The organism is Rhizobium sp. 01N48 (assembly GCF_056399145.1).
Map to the genome: position 1 here is coordinate 117,496 of NZ_JBFTQT010000005.1, position 17,829 is coordinate 135,324.

The following is a 17,829-nucleotide window of genomic DNA, read 5'->3' on the forward strand; positions in this document are numbered from 1 at the left end:
TCCCTCGCGAAATTGCGGACGCGAACCGGGGAGGAAACAGGATGGCGGATGGATTGAAGCGGGACGTTTTTGGAACGACGAAGACGGGCGAGACCGTCCATCGCGTCGAAATCTCGGGCGGCGGCCTGACCGCCAAGGTGATCACCTGGGGCGCCGTCATTCAAGATCTCAGGCTCGAAGGCCATGACGCGCCGCTCACCCTCGGCTTTGACGATTTCGACAGCTATCCCGCCCATTCCGCCTATTTCGGCGCGACGCCCGGCCGCAACGCCAACCGCATCGGCGGCGGCAAGTTCACGATCGATGGCAAGAATTATCAGCTCGACCTCAACGAAAACGGCGTCAGCCACCTACATGGCGGCTTCGAGAACATCGCGCTGCGCAACTGGACGATCGTCGAGCACGACAGCGACCGCGTTGTCCTGAAGATCGTCGACACCGATGGCCGCGGCGGCTATCCCGGCAATTGCACCATCCTCGTCACCTACCGCGTGCATGGCGATGGTGAACTTTCGGTCGTTTACGAGACGACCAGCGACCAGCCGACCATCGCCAATGTCTGCCAGCACGCCTACTTCAATCTCGACGGCCGCGACGATACGCTTGGCCACGACATCATGATCGCCGCCGACAGCTATCTTCCGACCGACGAACGCCAGATCCCGACCGGCGAGATCCGGCCCGTCGAGGGCACGGTGTTCGATTTCCGCGAAATGGCCTCGCTGAAGCGCTTCGAGGGCGACACCCAAGCGCTCTACGACCACAATTTCTGCCTCTCATCCGAACGTGTCGCCAAGCGCTCCGTGGTGCTCGCGCGCAGCCTCTATTCCGGCGTGTCGATGGAAGTGCGCACGACCGAACCCGGCGTCCAGTTCTACGCGGCGTTCAAGCTCGATGTGCCGGTGCCGGGCATTGATGGCCGCAAATACGGCCCCTTCGCGGGCTTCTGCCTGGAAACCCAGATCTGGCCAGACGCCATCAACCACGAGGGCTTCCCCAACGCGGTTCTGCGCCCCGGCGAAGTGCTGCGCCAGGAAACGGACTACATTTTCTCGAAGAGCTGACGGCCAGACGCCGACATGCCCGATGTCATCAAACCCTCGCAGAGCTCTGCGAGGGTTTTTCCATGCAAGTTAGCGCTTGCAATTGGTTCCAAAGAGGTTCTATTTTAATCTCATGGATAGAACCAGTCTGATAGGGGAGATCGAGGCACGCGGACTGCGCGACACAGCGCGCAGCGGACCTCTCTATCGCCGTCTCGCGCAGACACTGACCGGCCTGATCAATGAGGGCCTGCTGAAGCCCGGTGCCGCACTGCCGAGCGAGCGCGATCTGGCCGAAGCCTTGAAGATCGGCCGCGTCACCGTGCGCACCGCCTATCGCGACCTCCTGAATTCAGGCACGCTGGAATCGCGCCATGGAAGCGGCACTTTCGTTTCCGCCAAGGTCGAGCGCATGGAGCAGTCGCTCTGGCGGCTTTCATCCTTCTCCGAAGACATGCGCTCGCGCGGCCGTGTGCCGGCGGCGAGGATCTTGTCGCGCACCATCAACAAGCCCTCGCCGGAGGAAGCCTTCCTGCTGGGGCTCGGCGTCGACGAGCGCGTGTTGCGCCTCGATCGCCTGCGCCTTGCCGACGGGCTGCCGCTGGCGATCGATCGCTCCGTGGTTCCCGTGAAGTTTCTCGATGACACCGCCGGCGGGGAAGGCTCGCTCTATGACGCGCTGACGGCAAGCGGCCACCGCCCGGTGCGCGCATTGCAGAAGCTCTCGGCCGTCACGCTCGACGCGACATCGGCGGCAGCGCTCGACGTTGCGGCTGGCGCCCCCGCCCTTCTGATCGAACGCGTATCGCGCCTGGAAGACCAGCGCGTCGTTGAATACACCCGCTCCCACTATCGTGGCGACGCATATGATTTTGTTGCAGAATTGAGAATTGGAGACGAGCTATGAGTGAAACCCAGTCGCTGATGTTGCAGGAAGCCGGCCAGTCCCCTGAGGTGGTCGCCACGCTGCTGCGCAAGGAAAAGCCTGTTTTCGACGAGATCGCCAAGCTCTTTTCCAAGAACGCGCCAAGCGTCGTCACCACCGCCGCGCGCGGCTCGTCCGACCACGCCGCCACCTTCTTCAAATATCTCTTCGAGATCACCTGCGGCATTCCGGTAGCCTCTGTCGGCCCCTCTATCGCTTCGGTCTATGGCACGCCACTGCGCCTCAAGGGCGGCATTCACTTCACCGTATCGCAGTCGGGCGCGAGCCCCGATATCGTGGCGCTTCAGGAAGCGGCCAAGCGCGGCGGCGCGACGACCATCGCCGTCGTCAACGTCACCGACAGCCCGCTCGCCAAGCAGGCCGATCTCGTGCTCGACCTCAATGCCGGCGCCGAAAAGAGCGTCGCGGCGACCAAGTCCTTCATCGCCTCGGTCGCGGCCCTATCGGGCGTTACGGCGGCAATCGGTGCCAGTGGCGACTTGCAGGCAGCCCTTGAAAAGCTTCCCGAAGTGCTGAGCGCCACATCGGGCATCGATACGGCTGCCGCCGAGGACGTGCTTTTCAACGCCACCTCGCTTTACACCGGCGGCCGTGGCCCGGCCTTCGCCATCGCGCTCGAGGCGGCGCTCAAGGCCAAGGAGACCTCCGGCCTGCACGCCGAGGCATTCTCGCTCGCCGAGCTCATGCACGGCCCGATGCGCCTCGTGCAGCCGGGCTTCCCGATCCTCGCCTTCACGCCCGATGACGCGGCCTACGCCAACAACGTCAAGGCGCTGGAGCGCCTGAGCAAGCTCGGCGCCACCACGGTGCCCTTCTCGACCAAGGAACTCCCCGGCATCAACCTGCGCGTCCCCACGACCGGCAACGGCCTCCTGGACCCGCTGGTCTCGCTGCTGGTCTACTACCGAATGATCGAGGCGGTCACCCGCCGCAAGGGCTTCGACCCCGACAAGCCGGCGAACCTCCTGAAGGTGACGGAGACCGTCTGATGTCGCGCAAGATCTTTACCGGCGCCCGCATCTTCGACGGCGAGCGCTTTCACGACGACAGGGCGCTTGTCGTCGCCGACGGCCGCATCGAGACGATCGCCGGTCTGAACGACCTGCCTGATGGCGAGACGATCACGCTCGACGGCGGCATTCTCGCACCCGGCTTCATCGATGCACAGGTGAATGGCGGCGCCGGCCGGATGCTCAACGACGAACCGTCGCCCGCATCCATGTACCGGATCGCCGAGGGACATCGCCCCTATGGCACGACGTCGCTGCTGCCGACGCTGATCACCGACACCAGCGAGGCGACGGCCGCCGCGATCGAGGCCGCGAAAGAAGCGGTCAAGACGAACCGCGGCGTGGCCGGCCTCCATCTCGAGGGTCCCCATCTCGCGCCTGCTCGCAAGGGCGCACATCTGGCCGAACTGATGCGCCCGGTTGACAACAGCGACGTCAAGGCGCTTTCCGCCGCCGCCGAGGCGATCGGCACGCTGCTGGTGACGATGGCGGCCGAGCAGGTTACGGCACGACAGGTGCGGGAGCTGAGCGAGGCCGGCGTCACCGTCAGTATTGGTCACTCCGATTGCACGAGCGAGGCCGCCGAGGCGCGCTTCGACGCCGGCGCCCGTGGCGTGACGCATCTGTTCAACGCCATGAGCCAGCTTGGCCATCGCACACCAGGGCTTGTGGGCGCGGCAATCGATCATCCGTCCGTCTGGTGCGGCATCATCGCCGATGGCCACCATGTCGATCCCAAGGCGCTGCGCACGGCGCTGAGAGCCAAGCGCGGCGAGGGCAAGCTGTTCTTCGTGACCGACGCCATGTCGCTGGTGGGCTCCGCCGAGAACAGCTTCACGCTGAACGGCCGCACGGTGCGCCGCGAGACCGGAGCCTTCTGCTCGAGGCTGGTGCTGTCAGACGGCACGCTTGCCGGCTCCGACGTGGATATGGCCTCGGCGATCCGCTATGGCCTCACCTATCTCGACCTACCGCTCGCGGAAGCGTTGCGCATGGCAACCCTCTACCCGGCCCGCTTCCTGAAGCTCGATGACCGTGGTCGCCTCGCGCCCGGCCTGCGCGCCGATCTCGTGCATATGACCGACGGCATCAAGGTCAATCAGACCTGGATCAGCGGCGAGCCTGCGTGACCGCGAAATGCCGATTGTCAACTTGGTGTTGACAATCGGTCGCTGAAGCCTGGTCTATCCGGCAACGACCGGCAGGCTCATATTGCCCTCACGAACCGGCGGCACGCAGATGCGCCGCCCCTGTGAGAGGACAAAACCATGGCCCAGATCATCCTGAATTCGGCAACCGCCATCCTGATCGCGGCGGCATTTCTGGCAACGGCAGCAACGGCGCTCCGCACTGAAAACCAGGTGCGCGTCAGCGTGCCCGTGAAGGTCCGCGACCGACACCATCCCAACGGTTGAATGACCGAATAATTCCTCGAATTCGCCCCAATATCGACACCGGTCGGGATCAGGAATGCCTCGACCGGCTTGGGAGGGAAAGACAATGACGAAGATCATCGGCGCTGCGGCAATCTTGACGATTGCGCTCGCCACTTATGCGGCCTCGCTCAACCCATACGACACGAGCAAGACCCCGCATAAGCCGTCTCATCAGACGACCGTCAGCGATACCGAACATACCGCCTCGATCCGCTAAGCATGCATCGCTAGAGCGCGATGCGCTTTAGACGAACAGCTGCCCGCCATTGGCGCTGAGCGTCGAGCCGGTGATAAAGCCGGCATCATCCGAAACCAGAAACACAACGCAGCGCGCGATCTCGTCAGGCGTGCCGAGACGTCCGACCGGGATCTGCGGAATGATGCGTTCGTTGAGCACCTTTTCCGGGATCGCCAGCACCATCTCGGTGCCGATATAACCGGGGCAGATGGCGTTGACGGTGATATTCTTCGCCGCACCTTCCTGGGCAAGCGCCTTGGTGAAGCCGAGATCGCCGGCCTTTGCCGCCGAATAATTCGCCTGTCCCATCTGGCCCTTCTGACCATTGATCGACGAGATATTGACGATACGGCCGAAGCTGCGCTCGCGCATGCCGGCCCAGACCTGATGCGTCATGTTGAACAGGCCGGTGAGGTTGGTGTTGATCACCTCGTGCCATTGCTGCGGCGTCATCTTGTGGAACATCGCGTCGCGCGTGATGCCGGCATTGTTGACCAGCACCTCGATCGGGCCGACCTCGGCCTCGATCCGCGCCAGGCCTTCCGAACAGGCTTCGTAGCTAGACACGTCCCATTTGAAAACGGGAATGCCGGTCTCCGCGTGAAACGCATGTGCGGCCTCGTCATTGCCGGCATAGTTGGCCGCGACCCGATAGCCTGCACTTTTCAAGGCCAGTGAAATGGCGGCGCCAATACCGCGCGTACCGCCGGTGACAACAGCGACTCTGCTCATGTTCCGCTCCCCATATGTAAGGCTCCACTATGACAGGAGCTCAACCCGATACGATATAAAGCAGGCTATTAGAGTGCTTCGAAGCACATGGCGACGCCCATTCCGCCGCCGATGCACAATGTCGCAAGTCCCTTCTTGGCGCCGCGACGCTTCATCTCGAACAGAAGCGTATTGAGCACGCGCGCGCCGGACGCGCCGATCGGATGGCCGATGGCGATCGCCCCACCATTGACGTTGACGATCTCGGGGTTCCAGCCGAGATCCTTGTTGACCGCGCAGGCCTGCGCGGCGAAGGCCTCGTTGGCCTCGACGAGGTCGAGATCGTTGATCGACCAGCCGGCCTTCTCAAGCGCCCTGCGCGAAGCCGGGATCGGCCCGGTGCCCATGATCTGCGGATCGACGCCGGCGGTGGCCCAGGAGACGATGCGCGCCAGCGGCTGGATGCCGCGACGCGATGCTTCCTGCTCGGTCATCAGCACGGCAGCGGCCGCACCATCGTTGAGACCCGAAGCGTTGGCGGCCGTGACCGTGCCTTCCTTGTCGAAAGCCGGGCGAAGCTTCGCCATCGCCTCCATGGTGGCGCCGTGGCGGATATATTCATCCGCATCGACGGTCACGTCACCCTTGCGCCCCTGGATGACGAAGGGAATGATCTCGTCGCTAAAACGCCCGGCCTTCTGCGCAGCCTCGGCCTTGTTCTGCGAGGCAACGGCGAACATGTCCTGCTCCTCGCGCGTCAGCTGCCACTGGCGCGCGATGTTTTCAGCGGTCACGCCCATGTGGTAGCCGTAGAAAGCGTCCGTCAGGCCGTCCTTGATCATGGTATCGACCATCTTCATGTCGCCCATCTTGGTGCCGGCGCGCAGGTGTGCTGCATGCGGCGCCATCGACATCGATTCCTGGCCGCCGGCGACGATGATCTTCGCATCGCCGAGCGCGATTTGCTGCATGCCGAGCGCCACGGCGCGCAGGCCGGAACCGCAAAGCTGGTTGATGCCCCAGGCGGTTGCCTCCTTGGGAACGCCGGCCTTCATCGCCGCCTGACGCGCCGGGTTCTGCCCTTCGCCCGCCGGCAGCACCTGCCCGAGGATGACTTCGTCGACTTCGGAAGCATCGACGCCTGCCCTATCGAGCGCGCCCTTGACGGCCGCTGCACCCAGTTCATGGGCGGCTACGGTGGCGAAAGCGCCGTTGAACGAACCGACAGCCGTACGGCCGGCGCTGGCGATGACGATAGACGGACTGGACATGAAGGTCTCCTCGTTTGCTCCACCACATATAGGTTGAAACTGACAAAGCTTCATCGCCAAGTCAAACGACAAGACAGCACATGCGAATTTTCGAAAGAACTTACGCTGCGTGAATTGTCTTGCACTAAAAGGGGCTTGCCGCATCGCACAAAGAGATTGTCACCGGCCCGATTTTGCGTCTACACTCCCAAGTGGAGGAATTTCAATGACAATAAGACGGGCTTTGGGAGATTCATATGGCGAAGAATGAGGGCCAGGTAGCGATCAAGAAATACGCCAATCGCCGACTGTATAACACCGGCACCAGCACATACGTGACGCTGGAAGACCTGGCGGAGATGGTGAAGAAGGGAGAGGACTTCACCGTACAGGACGCCAAGAGCGGCGACGACATCACGCATTCCGTGTTGACGCAGATCATCTTCGAGCAGGAATCGAAGACCGGCAACACGCTGCTACCCATTTCCTTCCTACGCCAGCTGATCACCTACTATGGCGACCAGATGCAGATGGTGGTTCCGAGCTTCCTGGAACACTCCATGCGCGCCTTTACCGAGCAGCAGACGCAGATGCGCGAGCAGGTGACGCGCGCCTTCGGTGAGACGCCGCTGACGAAGAACCTGCAGCTGCCCATGCAGATGGTCGAAGACCAGGTCCGCCGCAACACCGAGATGTTCCAGCAGGCCATGCAGATGTTCTCGCCCTTCAAGGCGCCGGCAACGGCCGCCAAGGAAAGCCGCAAGGCCGAAGCCAAGGACATCGACGAACTGAAGGAACAGTTGCGCGCGCTTCAGAGCAAGCTCGACAGTCTCTGATACCAGACCCCGATCGCTTCGCATCTCCTCTGGCCATGGCTTGGGGAGATGCCGAAACTCAAAGCCCGATAGAGACATCCCGCCCGGCGCTGCGGATCGATACCCGCGAAGCCGCCGACGACATCGATCAGCGCGATCGTCAGAAGAATGAAGAACACCTGCGTCGCCGCATCGGGAACAAGCAGGAACTCCACCAGAAACGCGATGAACACAAGCATGGACAGCATGTGGTTGGCCAGGCTGCCGCGCGCGTTGCGGGTTGCGCGCAAGATCTCGAAGAACAACACGACGAGCGCCACGACGATGAACAGGTCGCCGAGCGACATGCTCCAGATCGCCCCTGAGATCATCGACAGTACGATGAGGTCATTGTGGAGTGCGGGAAGTCCGCCGCTGCCCATGAACCCGACCATCGCAAGATTATAGAGAATGAAAGGCACGACCATCAGCGGAATTGCCGTGAACATGTGGCGGTATTCTCCCTCGGTGAAAGAATAGTGCCGTAAATCACCGCGTCACTTCAAGTGATCATGCGATATATTATTGCCAAAACGCAAAAGGCCGGCACACGGCCGGCCTTGCGAATTCTGCTGAAGCAGAACGCATAATGAAATTATGCGCTTTCCTTCGGCGTCAGAACCTGACGGCCGCGGTACATACCGGTCTTCAGATCGATATGGTGCGGGCGACGCAGTTCGCCGGAGTTCTTGTCTTCAACGTAGGTCGGGGCCTTCAGCGCGTCAGCAGAGCGGCGCATACCGCGCTTGGACGGGCTTGTTTTTCTCTTAGGTACAGCCATTTTTCTTACTCCACTTCACAGGCGAACACATCCAACGGCCAGACTGGCGGCCGAAACGACATATCGCGATTTCGGAAATTTTGCGCGCTTATACATGCCTTGGAGGGGCTTGACCAGTCCCCAGCTTTATTTTTTGAGATTCACTTGAATCTCTCATCAGACCTCATCTTCCTCGACGATCCAGGGCTCCGCGCGCGCCGCGTCCTCCCAGGCCTTCCAGGCCGGAAGGGCCTTCATCGCCGCCATATAGCTCAACGTATCGCCCGATGCCACCAGATCGTAGATCTCGAAGCGATTGACGACAGGCGCGAACATCGCATCTGCGCCGGAGAATTCACCAAACAGGAAAGGGCCGCCGGAATGGGCGCGCAGATCCAGCCAGATCGTCTCGATGCGCGCCACATCGGCCATGACGCCGTCGGCGAGCGCAATCCGGCCCTTCGGGCGGCGCATGTTCATCGGACAGGCGTTGCGCAGCGCCCTGAAGCCAGTGAGCATCTCCATCGACACCGCACGCGCCACGGCCCGCTTGTCGCGCGCCTTCGGCCACAGTCCGGCTTCGGGATAGAGCTCGGCGACATATTCGATGATGGCGAGCGACTGCCACACGCGGGTGGCGCCATGCTGCAGCACCGGCACCTGCCCGGTCGGCGAAAACGCCCGGAAGTGCGGATTGCCGGCCGCCATGTCGAAGGGAACGAGCACCTCGTCGAACGGAATGCCAGCCGCGGCAAGCGCGATCCAGGGGCGAAACGACCACGAGGAATAGTTCTTGTTGCCGATATAGAGCGTCAGCCGGTCCAAAGATCTCTCCCTTGCAAGCAAGCGCGGCCGAGCCACACATCATCCTTCATACGTCCGATCCCGCATGCCAGATGACATCTGGGGTCACCAGCGACATCTTCTGATGTCAGTCATAAATGCATCTGATGTATTCGCCGGAACTGCGCGCCCGGCGCTCGATGACGCCGGCGAGACTGCGCAGGCCGCGGCCCGGCTTGCCGGCATTGCGATCGATCGGATTGGGCAGCGACACGGCAAGCAGCGCCGCCTGCCGGCTGGTGAGCTTCGACGCAGGCACCTTGAAATGATAGCGCGCCGCCGCCTCGATACCGTAAATACCCGGGCCCCATTCGGCGATGTTGAGATAGATCTCCATCAGCCGCCGCTTCGACCAGACGAAATCGGCCGTCACCGCCAGCGGCAACTCCATCGCCTTGCGCACGAAGGAGCGGCTGTTCCACAAGAACAGGTTCTTCGCCGTCTGCATCGGAATGGTGCTGCCGCCGCGCGTTGCTTCACCGCGCAGCGTATCGGTGACCAACATCCGCATCTCGCCCCAGTCGACGCCGCCGTGGAAGCAAAACTGCCCGTCTTCCGACATCATCACCGACTGCACCAGAACCGGCGAGATCTGGTCGATCGACACCCATTGCCGGTCGTAGCCGCGCAAGAGAACCAGATCGCGCAGCATCAAGGTCGAGACCGGATGGATGAAGGGCAGCACGTAGAGGAAGATCAGCACATAGGGCAGAACAAGCAGTGCGGCGATCGCCAGAACAATGCGCATCATAAGCGAACGACCCTTCAGCCAAACGAGGGCGCGCCGATGGATCGGCATGGCCATGCTGTCGTCTGTCTCCGGCGTGATGTCCAATTCCCCTGACCCAGTCTCGTTCCCCTCTTCTCCATACCGCCTGCAAACTGGCATGGCCAGACACAAAGGAAATCTTGGTCGCTCTGTCGACAATTCCGTTGCAAGCCCAAGCCCGCCCGTGCCAAACAACGCCGCATGAACGCGCATCTGAAGACATTCGAAAGCCGGCTCGCAGCCAACGCCCGTGAGATCGAAGGCGTGCTCGACGCGCTGCTCTCTCAAGCGGTCTTGGACGACGAGATCGCTCGCCCGGAAAACCTGCGCTCGGCGATGCACTACGCGGTGCTGAACGGCGGCAAGCGCCTGCGCCCGTTTCTGGTCGTCGAGACGGCAACGATGCTCGGCGGCAATCGCGACGCCGCCCTGCGGATCGGCGCGGCACTCGAATGCGTTCACTGTTATTCGCTCGTCCACGACGACCTTCCCGCGATGGACGACGACGACCTGCGACGTGGCAAGCCGACCGTACACATCGCCTACGATGAGGCCACCGCCATTCTCGCCGGCGACAGCCTACTCACCTACGCCTTCGACATCATCGCCTCGACGCCAGGTATCGACGAGGCGAGCAAGGTCGCGCTGATCCTCGCGCTGTCACGGGCCTCCGGTCTCGGCGGCATGGCCGGCGGACAGGCGCTCGATCTGGCCGCAGAGAAGCAGGCACCGGACGAACAGGGCATCATCATGCTGCAGGCGATGAAGACGGGCGCGCTCATCCGCTTCGCCTGCGAGGCAGGCGCCATCGTTGCCGGCAGCCCGGCCGAAGACCGTGCAACATTGCGCCGGTTCGGCGAAAGGATCGGCCTCGCCTTCCAGCTCGCCGACGACATCCTCGACCTGACCGCCGACAGCGCCACCATGGGCAAGGCAACCGGCAAGGACGCCGGCCGCGGCAAGGGCACGCTGGTGGGCCTGCACGGTATGGCCTGGGCCGAGGCGACACTCTCAGCCCACGTGAAGGAAGCCGAAGCGCTGCTGGCCCCCTACGGCGAGCGYGCCGCGGTTCTCGTCGAAGCCGCCCGCTTCATCGCCGAGCGCAAAAGCTGAGGCTCCAGCGTTAGCAACTGCTGAAAAAGCGTCACCGAGACAAGATTCCGGCACCCGCTCAGGCTCCGCTCTATTGCCGAGCGGCACACGGCGCGCCTAAAACTTGGCGCAAGGCCGCAACGATGCGCGGCCGTTTCCAAGAGAAGCGCCATGCACGAGACCTTCAGCTACCTTCCGCAAATCCTGCCGGCCTATATCGCCTATATCGTCGCCGTCATCAGCCCCGGCCCGGCCATTATGGCGATCGTCTCGACATCCATGGTGCATGGCCGCAAGGCCGGCATGACGATCTCGCTCGGCATTTTCGCCGGCTCCTTCACCTGGGCCTGCGCGGCCGCACTCGGGCTTGCCACCATCCTCAACACCTACGCGGTGGCGCTTGAGATCCTGAAGATCTTCGGCGGCCTCTATCTGCTCTATCTCGCCTACAAGGCCTTCAAGGCCGTGCGCGCCAACCCCGATATCCAGCAGGCCACGACGCCGAAGAACATGTCGACGCGCGCGCTGCTCCTGCGCGGCTACGGCATTCACGTCACCAATCCGAAGGCGATCTTCGCGTGGCTGGCCATCATCGCGCTCGGCATGCCGCAGGGCGCGCCGGCATCCGTTGCCGGCCTGATCGTCGGCATCTGCCTGACGACGGGCTTCATCGTCTTCATGGGTTATGCCGTGCTTTTCTCGACACCGCAGGCGCTGAAGATCTATTCAAGCCTGCGCCGCTGGATCGAAGGCGCGATGGCAGCCTTCTACTGCTTCGCGGGCCTGAAGCTGCTCACCAGCCGTATCTGATTTTGGATAAGGAAAGTGACGGCGCGGATTACTCCGCCGCCGTCCTGTTCTGGCCGAAACGCTTTTCGATATAATCGGCAACCAGCGCCTCGAAATCCGACGCGATATTCGGACCGCGCAGCGTCATTGCCTTCTGTCCGTCGATATAGACGGGCGCAGACGGGCTTTCACCGGTGCCGGGCAGCGAAATGCCGATATCGGCATGCTTGCTCTCACCGGGGCCATTGACGATGCAGCCCATGACCGCGACGTTGAGCGCCTCGACACCAGGATATTTGTCGCGCCACACGGGCATGTTCTTGCGCAGGTCGTTCTGGATGTTCTGCGCCAGCTCCTGGAAGACCGTCGACGTCGTACGGCCGCAGCCGGGACAAGCCGCCACGACTGGAATGAACTGGCGGAAGCCCATGACTTGCAGGATTTCCTGTGCCACCTGCACTTCACGCGTGCGGTCGCCATTCGGCTCCGGCGTCAGCGACACGCGGATCGTATCGCCGATCCCGTGCTGCAGCACATAGCCCATGGCAGCCGACGAAGCGACGATGCCCTTGGTGCCCATACCGGCTTCGGTGAGGCCGAGATGCAGCGCATGGTCGGAACGCTCCGACAGCATGGAATAGACGGCGATCAGGTCCTGCACCTGGCTGACCTTCGCCGACAGAATGATGCGGTTGCGCGGCAGGCCGATCTCTTCGGCAAGATTGGCCGAGATCAACGCCGACTGCACGATTGCCTCACGGGTAACCTGGCGCGCAGACAGCGGCGAACCGGCCGCCGAATTCTGGTCCATCAGCGCGGTCAGCAATTCCTGATCGAGCGACCCCCAGTTGACGCCGATACGCACCGGCTTGTCATAGCGGATCGCCATCTCGATGATGTCGCCGAACTGCTTGTCCTTCTTGTCCTTGAAGCCGACATTCCCGGGATTGATCCGGTACTTCGCCAACGCTTCGGCGCAATCGGGATGATCGGCAAGCAGCTTGTGGCCGATATAATGGAAGTCGCCGACCAGCGGCACGTCCATGCCGAGGCGCAGCAGCCGGTCGCGGATACGCGGCACGGCGGCAGCGCTTTCATCGCGATCGACGGTGATGCGAACAAGCTCGGAGCCGGCCTTGTAGAGCGCGGCCACCTGGGCGACGGTCGCGTCGATATCGGCCGTATCGGTATTGGTCATCGACTGGACGACGACGGGCGCGCCGCCGCCGACGATGACGCCGCCGACATCGACGGCAACGGATGCGCGGCGCGGTTTCGGATCAAAATCCGTAGCTGAAGACATGGATAGAGCTCTTGAACCCTTAAATTTCGTGCCTTTCAGGTGGATCATGACCGCCCGCTTGTCAACCCGCGGCATCCATCACTTTGTTTGACGTCTGTCAGTGACCGCCACCGGAGATACCGTCCGCGTAGCGCGCCAGACTGGAAAGCGCCAGCACCACGAGGAGAAGCACCGGCAGCGCCATGAACACGACGGAGAAGCCGACATGCTCGGCCACGAAGCCGATGGCCGACGGCGCCACCAGCATGCCGGAATAGCCCATGGTGGTGACGACGGAGATACCGATGCCCGCCTTCAGATGCGGAATGTTGCCCGCTGCCGAAAAGGCGATCGGCACCATGTTGGAGATACCGATGCCGCAGAAGGCGAAGCCGAGGATGGCGATCTCCGCATTCGGCGCGAAACCTGCGAGAAGCATGCCCGCGATGGCGAACAGGGTGCAGATCCTGAGCGTCATGACGCCGCCCAGGCGATCACGAACGAGGTCGCCGGCAAAGCGCATCGCCGCCATCGTCAGCGAGAAGGCAGCGAAGCCGAAGCCGGAGAGCGCAACCGAAGCACCAAGTTCCTCGCGGAGATAAAGCGCGCCCCAATCGAGCACCGCACCTTCAGGCATCATCGAAAACAGCGCGACGAGACCGAGCAGCCAGGGCAGTGGCACCATCGGCAGCCGTGTCTTCTCTTTCTTCGTATCTGGATGAGGCTGGTCTGCAAGGATCATGTTCCAGGCAACCGCAAGCGTGATGGCCGCGAGAGCCGTGGCGACGACGGCATGCGCGAACACGCCGAAATGCGCGATCAGCAGCCCACCCAGGCCGGCGCCGATCAAGCCGCCGAGGCTCCAGAAGGCATGGCAGGACGACATGATCGCCCGCCGCATCGATTGCTCGACGGCAACCGCATTGGCATTCATGGCAACGTCCATGGCCCCCATGAAGCCGCCGAACAGAAAGATCGCGATCGCCGCCGTCACGATATTGGGCGCCAGCGTCAGCGCCAGCAGGCCGGGCAGCAGGCAGACAGCCATCGCGAGCGACACGACCCGCGATCCATGCCGGGCGATCTGCGCGCCGGCGATCGGCATCAGCGTCAGCGAGCCGATCCCGAGCACCAGGATCATCAGACCGAGGTGGAACTTGCTGAGCTCCAGCCGCTCTGCGAATTCCGGAATCTTCGGCGCCCAGGAACCGACGGTGAAACCGTTGATCAGGAACAGCAGCGACACCGCCGTCCTGTTCTTGGTGACGTATCCGCTTCTCACCGGAAGCGCTGTGTTGACGTGATTATCCATGTCTCTTCCCATATGCACTGGCGCCGGCACTCCCCGTCCGGCGCGTCATTGAACGATATTTATTCGGTTTCGCCGGCAACCAGCGTCTTGCAGCCAAGATCGCGGTAGCGCGCAAGCATCTGAGGATCCGCGTCATGCTCGACAACGAGGCAGCCGCAATCGGCGGCCGAGAGCACGCCATGCGGCGCCGCCGTGCCGAACTTGTCGGAGGTGACGGCGACGAGTACCTGCCGGCTTTTGGTCGCGACGAAGCGCTTGAACTCCGCGTCCTCGAAACCGAAGACGGTGACACCGGCCGCGATATCGACGCCGCAGGCGCCGAGAATGCAGAGATCAGGCGACAATGGCTCCATGTCACGCATCGCCTTCGCCCCCAGCGCGCCGCCCACCTGCCGGTCGATCAATCCGCCGATCAGGATGACGTTGACGAGCGGCTTGTCGATCAGCGCAGCGGCAATCGACGGCGCATTGGTCACCGCCGTCAGCGGCAGATCCATCGGCAGCGCCATGGCGATTGCCAGGTTCGTGCTGCCGGCATCGAAGAACACGGTCATATCGGCCGCGATCTGCGAAACGGCAGCCGCCGCCAGCGCCTGCTTGCGGTCGCGCGCGATACCGGCGCGGTGATTGAGGCTGCCGCCGGCAGGCGAGACCGGTAGCGCGCCGCCATAGACCCGCTCGCAGAGCCCCGCCGCCGCCATCTCGCGCAGGTCGCGGCGCACCGTATCCTCGGATACGCCGAATTCCGCCGCGAGCTCGGCGGCAAGCACGCGCCCATGGGTCTGCAGCTTGCGCGAAATGAGGCTCTTGCGCTCCTGCAGCAGAAGTTCGTTCGTGTTCATGCCGGATTTAGCCTGACCAATCTCAAATCGATTAAATCATGCATAAACCGATACAAACGTGCAAACAAGCGGGAGCGAACAAATCATCGCTTCACATTGTGAAACACTGAACACCAAAACCGTGATAAATGAGAAAAATATTCGCAATTGCCGATTTTCTTCGCAGTTTTTGACGCATCGCGGCATCGGCTTTTCTGCGATTTTTCAGCCATCGAACACACTGGTGAATTGGACAGACACATGAACCTCCTGAAGACCCTCGCCACCGCAGCACTGATCCAGGCCGCCGCCCTGATGCCGGCACTGGCCGGTGAAAACCTCGCCGCCATCAAGCAGGCGGGCGTGTTGAAGATCGGCACCGAAGGCACCTACGCCCCATTCACCTTCCATGATGCCAGCGGCAAGCTTGTCGGCTTCGACGTCGAGATCGGCGAAGCCGTCGCCGCCAAGCTCGGCGTCAAGGCCGAGTTCGTCGAAGGCAAGTGGGACGGCCTGATCGCCGGCATCGACGCCAAGCGCTACGACACCGTCATCAACCAGGTCGGCATAACCGATGCGCGCAAGCAGAAGTACGACTTCTCCGAGCCCTACATCGCCTCCAAGGCCGTGCTGATCGTTCGCGACGGCGACGACAGCATCAAGACCTTTGCCGATCTCAAGGGCAAGAAGTCGGCCCAGTCACTGACCAGCAACTTCGGCAAGCTCGCCGAACAGTCCGGCGCCGAACTAGTCGGCACCGATGGCTTCGACCAGTCGATCCAGCTGGTTCTGACCAAGCGCGCCGACGCCACCATCAACGACAGCCTGTCCTTCCTCGACTTCAAGAAGCACAAGCCCGACGCCCCGGTGAAGATCGCCGCACAGGAAGAAAATGCCGACCACTCCGGCATCATCATCCGCAAGGGCGAACCGGAACTGCTGGAGGCCATCAACAAGGCGCTCGTCGATATCAAGGCCGACGGCACCTACAAGACGATCTCCGACAAGTATTTCGGCCAGGACGTCTCGAAGTAAGCCTGAGCCACAGTACAGATCTCCTCCCAACCCCTCCCCGCAAGGCGGAGGGGCTTTTTATTGGACGCTTTCAGACTAACTTTGCACGCACGGTGCCGCCTCTTCGCCCCTCCCCCTTGTGGGGAGGGGTTGGGGAGAGGTATTCCACGTCGAACCGATAACCCCCGCGAAAGGGAACGCCCGTGCCGCACTGGCTTCAATTGATGGCGGATTCGCTTGTGCCCCTGTTGTGGGCCGGGCTGGTCTTCACCATTCCGCTGACATTGCTGTCCTTCACCTTCGGGCTCGTGCTCGGCCTGATCACCGCGATCGCCCGGCTCTTCGGCGCCGCGCCCTTCGTGGCGATCGCCCGCTTTTACGTCTGGGTGATCCGTGGCACGCCGCTTCTGGTGCAGCTCTTCGTCATCTTCTACGGCCTGCCAAGCATCGGCATCCTGCTCGACGCCTTCCCGGCAGCCCTCATCGGCTTCACGCTGAACATCGGCGCCTACAGCTCCGAGATCATCCGCGCCGTCATCTCCTCCGTGCCCAAGGGCCAGTGGGAGGCCGCCTATTCGATCGGCATGAGCTGGCGCCAGGCGATGAGCCGCACCATCCTGCCGCAGGCCGGTCGCGTTGCCGTGCCGCCGCTGTCGAACACCTTCATTTCGCTGGTCAAGGATACGTCGCTCGCCGCCGCCATCACCGTGCCGGAGCTCTTCCAGGCCGCCCAGCGCATCGTCGCCACCACCTATGAACCGCTGATCCTCTATATCGAGGCGGCCCTCATCTACCTCGCCCTGAGCTCCGTGCTCTCGGCCCTGCAGGTCAGGCTGGAACGCCGCTTCGCCCGCTATGGCGGCATGCTGGAGGCAAACGCATGATCGAGCTCTCGAATATCGAAAAACGCTTCGGCGACGCCGTCATCCTGAAGGATATCAGCATCCGCATTCCCGAAGGCAGCGTCACAGCACTCGTCGGCCCCTCGGGCGGCGGCAAGAGCACGCTCCTTCGCTGTATCAACCTCCTGGAGATCCCGACCGCGGGCACCATCCGCCTCGGCGAGGAAACCCTGACCTTCAAGCCCGGCCAGAAGACCAGCTGGCAAGCGATTCAGAAAATCCGCCGCCAGACCGGCATGGTCTTCCAGAATTTCCAGCTATTCCCCCACCAGACGGCGATCGAAAACGTCATGGAAAGCCTGGTGACGGTCCTCAAATGGCCGAAGGAAAAGGCCCGCAACCGCGCCATGGAGCTCCTGACCAAGGTCGGCATGGCCCACAAGGCCGATGCCTGGCCCTCGACGCTGTCGGGCGGCCAGCAGCAGCGCGTGGCGATCGCCCGTGCGCTTGCCCCCTCGCCCCGCGTCCTCCTCTGCGACGAGCCGACCTCGGCGCTCGACCCGGAACTCTCCGCCGAAGTCGTCGACGTCCTCGGCCGCCTCGCCAGCGAGGGCACGACCATGGTGATGGCCACCCACGACCTCCGGCTCGCCTCGAAGATCGCCAACGATGTCGTCTTCCTGGAAGCGGGCAGCGTGGTCGAGACCGGCAGCGCGAGGAACATCTTCACCGCCCCGGAACGCGACCGCACCAAGCGCTTCATCTCGACGATCAACGCCGCGCATACCTACGATATTTGAGGGCAGACATCCCGATC

The 17,829-nt window shown here is 62.7% G+C and carries 20 protein-coding genes and 1 pseudogene; 12 read left to right on the forward strand and 9 right to left on the reverse strand.

All coding sequences use genetic code 11. From position 1 onward, the window contains the following. The first annotated feature begins 41 nt into the window (after positions 1-41). The 6 genes from AC1DOG_RS12340 (at position 42) to AC1DOG_RS12365 (ending at position 4,652) form a co-directional block, all read left to right on the forward strand. On the forward strand, positions 42-1,064 hold the full coding sequence (locus tag AC1DOG_RS12340; protein WP_477928330.1) for an aldose epimerase family protein: 1,023 nt from the start codon (positions 42-44) through the stop codon (positions 1,062-1,064). A 112-nt stretch (positions 1,065-1,176) separates the two neighbouring features. Next, positions 1,177-1,950 (forward strand): GntR family transcriptional regulator, encoded by a 774-nt coding sequence (locus AC1DOG_RS12345; protein WP_477928332.1) that lies wholly within the window; start codon positions 1,177-1,179, stop codon positions 1,948-1,950. After that, positions 1,947-2,978 carry an SIS domain-containing protein gene (locus AC1DOG_RS12350; protein WP_477928334.1) on the forward strand — a complete coding sequence of 344 codons (1,032 nt, stop codon included), beginning with the start codon at positions 1,947-1,949 and terminating at the stop codon, positions 2,976-2,978. Before AC1DOG_RS12345 ends, AC1DOG_RS12350 begins: the two co-directional genes overlap by 4 nt. After that, entirely contained in the window at positions 2,978-4,129 is a 1,152-nt protein-coding gene (gene nagA / locus AC1DOG_RS12355; RefSeq protein ID WP_477928336.1) for an N-acetylglucosamine-6-phosphate deacetylase, read from the forward strand. The genes AC1DOG_RS12350 and nagA overlap by 1 nt, the downstream gene beginning before the upstream one ends. A gap of 138 nt (positions 4,130-4,267) precedes the next feature. Beyond that, positions 4,268-4,414 carry a hypothetical protein gene (locus AC1DOG_RS12360; protein WP_477928338.1) on the forward strand — a complete coding sequence of 49 codons (147 nt, stop codon included), beginning with the start codon at positions 4,268-4,270 and terminating at the stop codon, positions 4,412-4,414. 85 nt (positions 4,415-4,499) lie between these two features. After that, complete coding sequence (locus AC1DOG_RS12365) at positions 4,500-4,652, forward strand: hypothetical protein (RefSeq protein ID WP_018901847.1); 153 nt, start codon at positions 4,500-4,502, stop codon at positions 4,650-4,652. A 27-nt stretch (positions 4,653-4,679) separates the two neighbouring features. On the opposite strand, the gene phbB is transcribed toward AC1DOG_RS12365, so the two are convergent. Then, a complete protein-coding gene (phbB, locus tag AC1DOG_RS12370; RefSeq protein WP_477928340.1) occupies positions 4,680-5,405 on the reverse strand; it encodes an acetoacetyl-CoA reductase in 726 nt (241 codons plus the stop codon). 68 nt (positions 5,406-5,473) lie between these two features. Then, on the reverse strand, positions 5,474-6,655 hold the full coding sequence (locus AC1DOG_RS12375; protein ID WP_477928342.1) for an acetyl-CoA C-acetyltransferase: 1,182 nt from the start codon (positions 6,653-6,655) through the stop codon (positions 5,474-5,476). 236 nt (positions 6,656-6,891) lie between these two features. Between AC1DOG_RS12375 and phaR the strand changes: the two genes are divergently transcribed. Further along, positions 6,892-7,470 (forward strand): polyhydroxyalkanoate synthesis repressor PhaR, encoded by a 579-nt coding sequence (phaR, locus tag AC1DOG_RS12380; protein WP_018901844.1) that lies wholly within the window; start codon positions 6,892-6,894, stop codon positions 7,468-7,470. A 58-nt stretch (positions 7,471-7,528) separates the two neighbouring features. On the opposite strand, the pseudogene AC1DOG_RS12385 reads toward phaR, so the two are convergent. The 4 genes and pseudogenes from AC1DOG_RS12385 to mtgA all read right to left on the reverse strand — a co-directional run bounded on the left by AC1DOG_RS12385 (position 7,529) and on the right by mtgA (position 9,926). After that, positions 7,529-7,937, reverse strand: a pseudogene (locus AC1DOG_RS12385) (hypothetical protein). A 146-nt stretch (positions 7,938-8,083) separates the two neighbouring features. Then, on the reverse strand, positions 8,084-8,269 hold the full coding sequence (gene rpmF, locus AC1DOG_RS12390) for a 50S ribosomal protein L32 (protein WP_003543812.1): 186 nt from the start codon (positions 8,267-8,269) through the stop codon (positions 8,084-8,086). Between the two features lie 156 nt (positions 8,270-8,425). Further along, complete coding sequence (locus AC1DOG_RS12395) at positions 8,426-9,073, reverse strand: glutathione S-transferase family protein (protein ID WP_477928344.1); 648 nt, start codon at positions 9,071-9,073, stop codon at positions 8,426-8,428. A gap of 106 nt (positions 9,074-9,179) precedes the next feature. After that, positions 9,180-9,926 carry a monofunctional biosynthetic peptidoglycan transglycosylase gene (mtgA, locus tag AC1DOG_RS12400; protein WP_018901841.1) on the reverse strand — a complete coding sequence of 249 codons (747 nt, stop codon included), beginning with the start codon at positions 9,924-9,926 and terminating at the stop codon, positions 9,180-9,182. Between the two features lie 135 nt (positions 9,927-10,061). Here mtgA and AC1DOG_RS12405 point away from each other — a divergent pair, with 135 nt between their 5' ends. Both AC1DOG_RS12405 and AC1DOG_RS12410 read left to right on the forward strand, forming a co-directional pair. Further along, positions 10,062-10,973, forward strand: a complete 912-nt coding sequence (locus AC1DOG_RS12405; protein WP_477928347.1) for a polyprenyl synthetase family protein — start codon at positions 10,062-10,064, stop codon at positions 10,971-10,973. A gap of 150 nt (positions 10,974-11,123) precedes the next feature. After that, entirely contained in the window at positions 11,124-11,762 is a 639-nt protein-coding gene (locus tag AC1DOG_RS12410; RefSeq protein WP_477928349.1) for a LysE family translocator, read from the forward strand. Between the two features lie 28 nt (positions 11,763-11,790). On the opposite strand, the gene ispG is transcribed toward AC1DOG_RS12410, so the two are convergent. The 3 genes from ispG to AC1DOG_RS12425 form a co-directional block, all read right to left on the reverse strand. Next, entirely contained in the window at positions 11,791-13,044 is a 1,254-nt protein-coding gene (gene ispG, locus AC1DOG_RS12415) for a flavodoxin-dependent (E)-4-hydroxy-3-methylbut-2-enyl-diphosphate synthase (RefSeq protein ID WP_113238175.1), read from the reverse strand. A 97-nt stretch (positions 13,045-13,141) separates the two neighbouring features. Then, the gene (locus AC1DOG_RS12420) at positions 13,142-14,335 is read right to left on the reverse strand and encodes an MFS transporter (RefSeq protein ID WP_111562669.1); all 1,194 of its coding nucleotides are present in this window, start codon (positions 14,333-14,335) and stop codon (positions 13,142-13,144) included. A gap of 59 nt (positions 14,336-14,394) precedes the next feature. After that, positions 14,395-15,177 carry a DeoR/GlpR family DNA-binding transcription regulator gene (locus tag AC1DOG_RS12425; RefSeq protein WP_477928352.1) on the reverse strand — a complete coding sequence of 261 codons (783 nt, stop codon included), beginning with the start codon at positions 15,175-15,177 and terminating at the stop codon, positions 14,395-14,397. 240 nt (positions 15,178-15,417) lie between these two features. Between AC1DOG_RS12425 and AC1DOG_RS12430 the strand changes: the two genes are divergently transcribed. The 3 genes from AC1DOG_RS12430 to AC1DOG_RS12440 all read left to right on the forward strand — a co-directional run bounded on the left by AC1DOG_RS12430 (position 15,418) and on the right by AC1DOG_RS12440 (position 17,812). After that, positions 15,418-16,191, forward strand: a complete 774-nt coding sequence (locus tag AC1DOG_RS12430; protein WP_047508997.1) for an amino acid ABC transporter substrate-binding protein — start codon at positions 15,418-15,420, stop codon at positions 16,189-16,191. A 182-nt stretch (positions 16,192-16,373) separates the two neighbouring features. Then, on the forward strand, positions 16,374-17,054 hold the full coding sequence (locus tag AC1DOG_RS12435) for an ABC transporter permease subunit (RefSeq protein WP_113009335.1): 681 nt from the start codon (positions 16,374-16,376) through the stop codon (positions 17,052-17,054). Then, the gene (locus AC1DOG_RS12440) at positions 17,051-17,812 is read left to right on the forward strand and encodes an amino acid ABC transporter ATP-binding protein (RefSeq protein ID WP_047509001.1); all 762 of its coding nucleotides are present in this window, start codon (positions 17,051-17,053) and stop codon (positions 17,810-17,812) included. Before AC1DOG_RS12435 ends, AC1DOG_RS12440 begins: the two co-directional genes overlap by 4 nt. Positions 17,813-17,829 lie beyond the last annotated feature (17 nt).

Bases quoted from the DNA above. Each gene is read 5' to 3' on its own strand.
- AC1DOG_RS12340 (WP_477928330.1), top strand. From the start codon at position 42: ATGGCGGATGGATTGAAGCGGGACGTTTTTGGAACGACGAAGACGGGC.
- ispG (WP_113238175.1), bottom strand. From the start codon at position 13,044: ATGTCTTCAGCTACGGATTTTGATCCGAAACCGCGCCGCGCATCCGTT.
- AC1DOG_RS12425 (WP_477928352.1), bottom strand. From the start codon at position 15,177: ATGAACACGAACGAACTTCTGCTGCAGGAGCGCAAGAGCCTCATTTCG.
- AC1DOG_RS12420 (WP_111562669.1), bottom strand. From the start codon at position 14,335: ATGGATAATCACGTCAACACAGCGCTTCCGGTGAGAAGCGGATACGTC.
- rpmF (WP_003543812.1), bottom strand. From the start codon at position 8,269: ATGGCTGTACCTAAGAGAAAAACAAGCCCGTCCAAGCGCGGTATGCGC.
- phbB (WP_477928340.1), bottom strand. From the start codon at position 5,405: ATGAGCAGAGTCGCTGTTGTCACCGGCGGTACGCGCGGTATTGGCGCC.
- AC1DOG_RS12350 (WP_477928334.1), top strand. From the start codon at position 1,947: ATGAGTGAAACCCAGTCGCTGATGTTGCAGGAAGCCGGCCAGTCCCCT.
- phaR (WP_018901844.1), top strand. From the start codon at position 6,892: ATGGCGAAGAATGAGGGCCAGGTAGCGATCAAGAAATACGCCAATCGC.
- AC1DOG_RS12375 (WP_477928342.1), bottom strand. From the start codon at position 6,655: ATGTCCAGTCCGTCTATCGTCATCGCCAGCGCCGGCCGTACGGCTGTC.
- AC1DOG_RS12365 (WP_018901847.1), top strand. From the start codon at position 4,500: ATGACGAAGATCATCGGCGCTGCGGCAATCTTGACGATTGCGCTCGCC.
- AC1DOG_RS12360 (WP_477928338.1), top strand. From the start codon at position 4,268: ATGGCCCAGATCATCCTGAATTCGGCAACCGCCATCCTGATCGCGGCG.
- AC1DOG_RS12345 (WP_477928332.1), top strand. From the start codon at position 1,177: ATGGATAGAACCAGTCTGATAGGGGAGATCGAGGCACGCGGACTGCGC.
- nagA (WP_477928336.1), top strand. From the start codon at position 2,978: ATGTCGCGCAAGATCTTTACCGGCGCCCGCATCTTCGACGGCGAGCGC.
- AC1DOG_RS12440 (WP_047509001.1), top strand. From the start codon at position 17,051: ATGATCGAGCTCTCGAATATCGAAAAACGCTTCGGCGACGCCGTCATC.
- AC1DOG_RS12410 (WP_477928349.1), top strand. From the start codon at position 11,124: ATGCACGAGACCTTCAGCTACCTTCCGCAAATCCTGCCGGCCTATATC.
- AC1DOG_RS12430 (WP_047508997.1), top strand. From the start codon at position 15,418: ATGAACCTCCTGAAGACCCTCGCCACCGCAGCACTGATCCAGGCCGCC.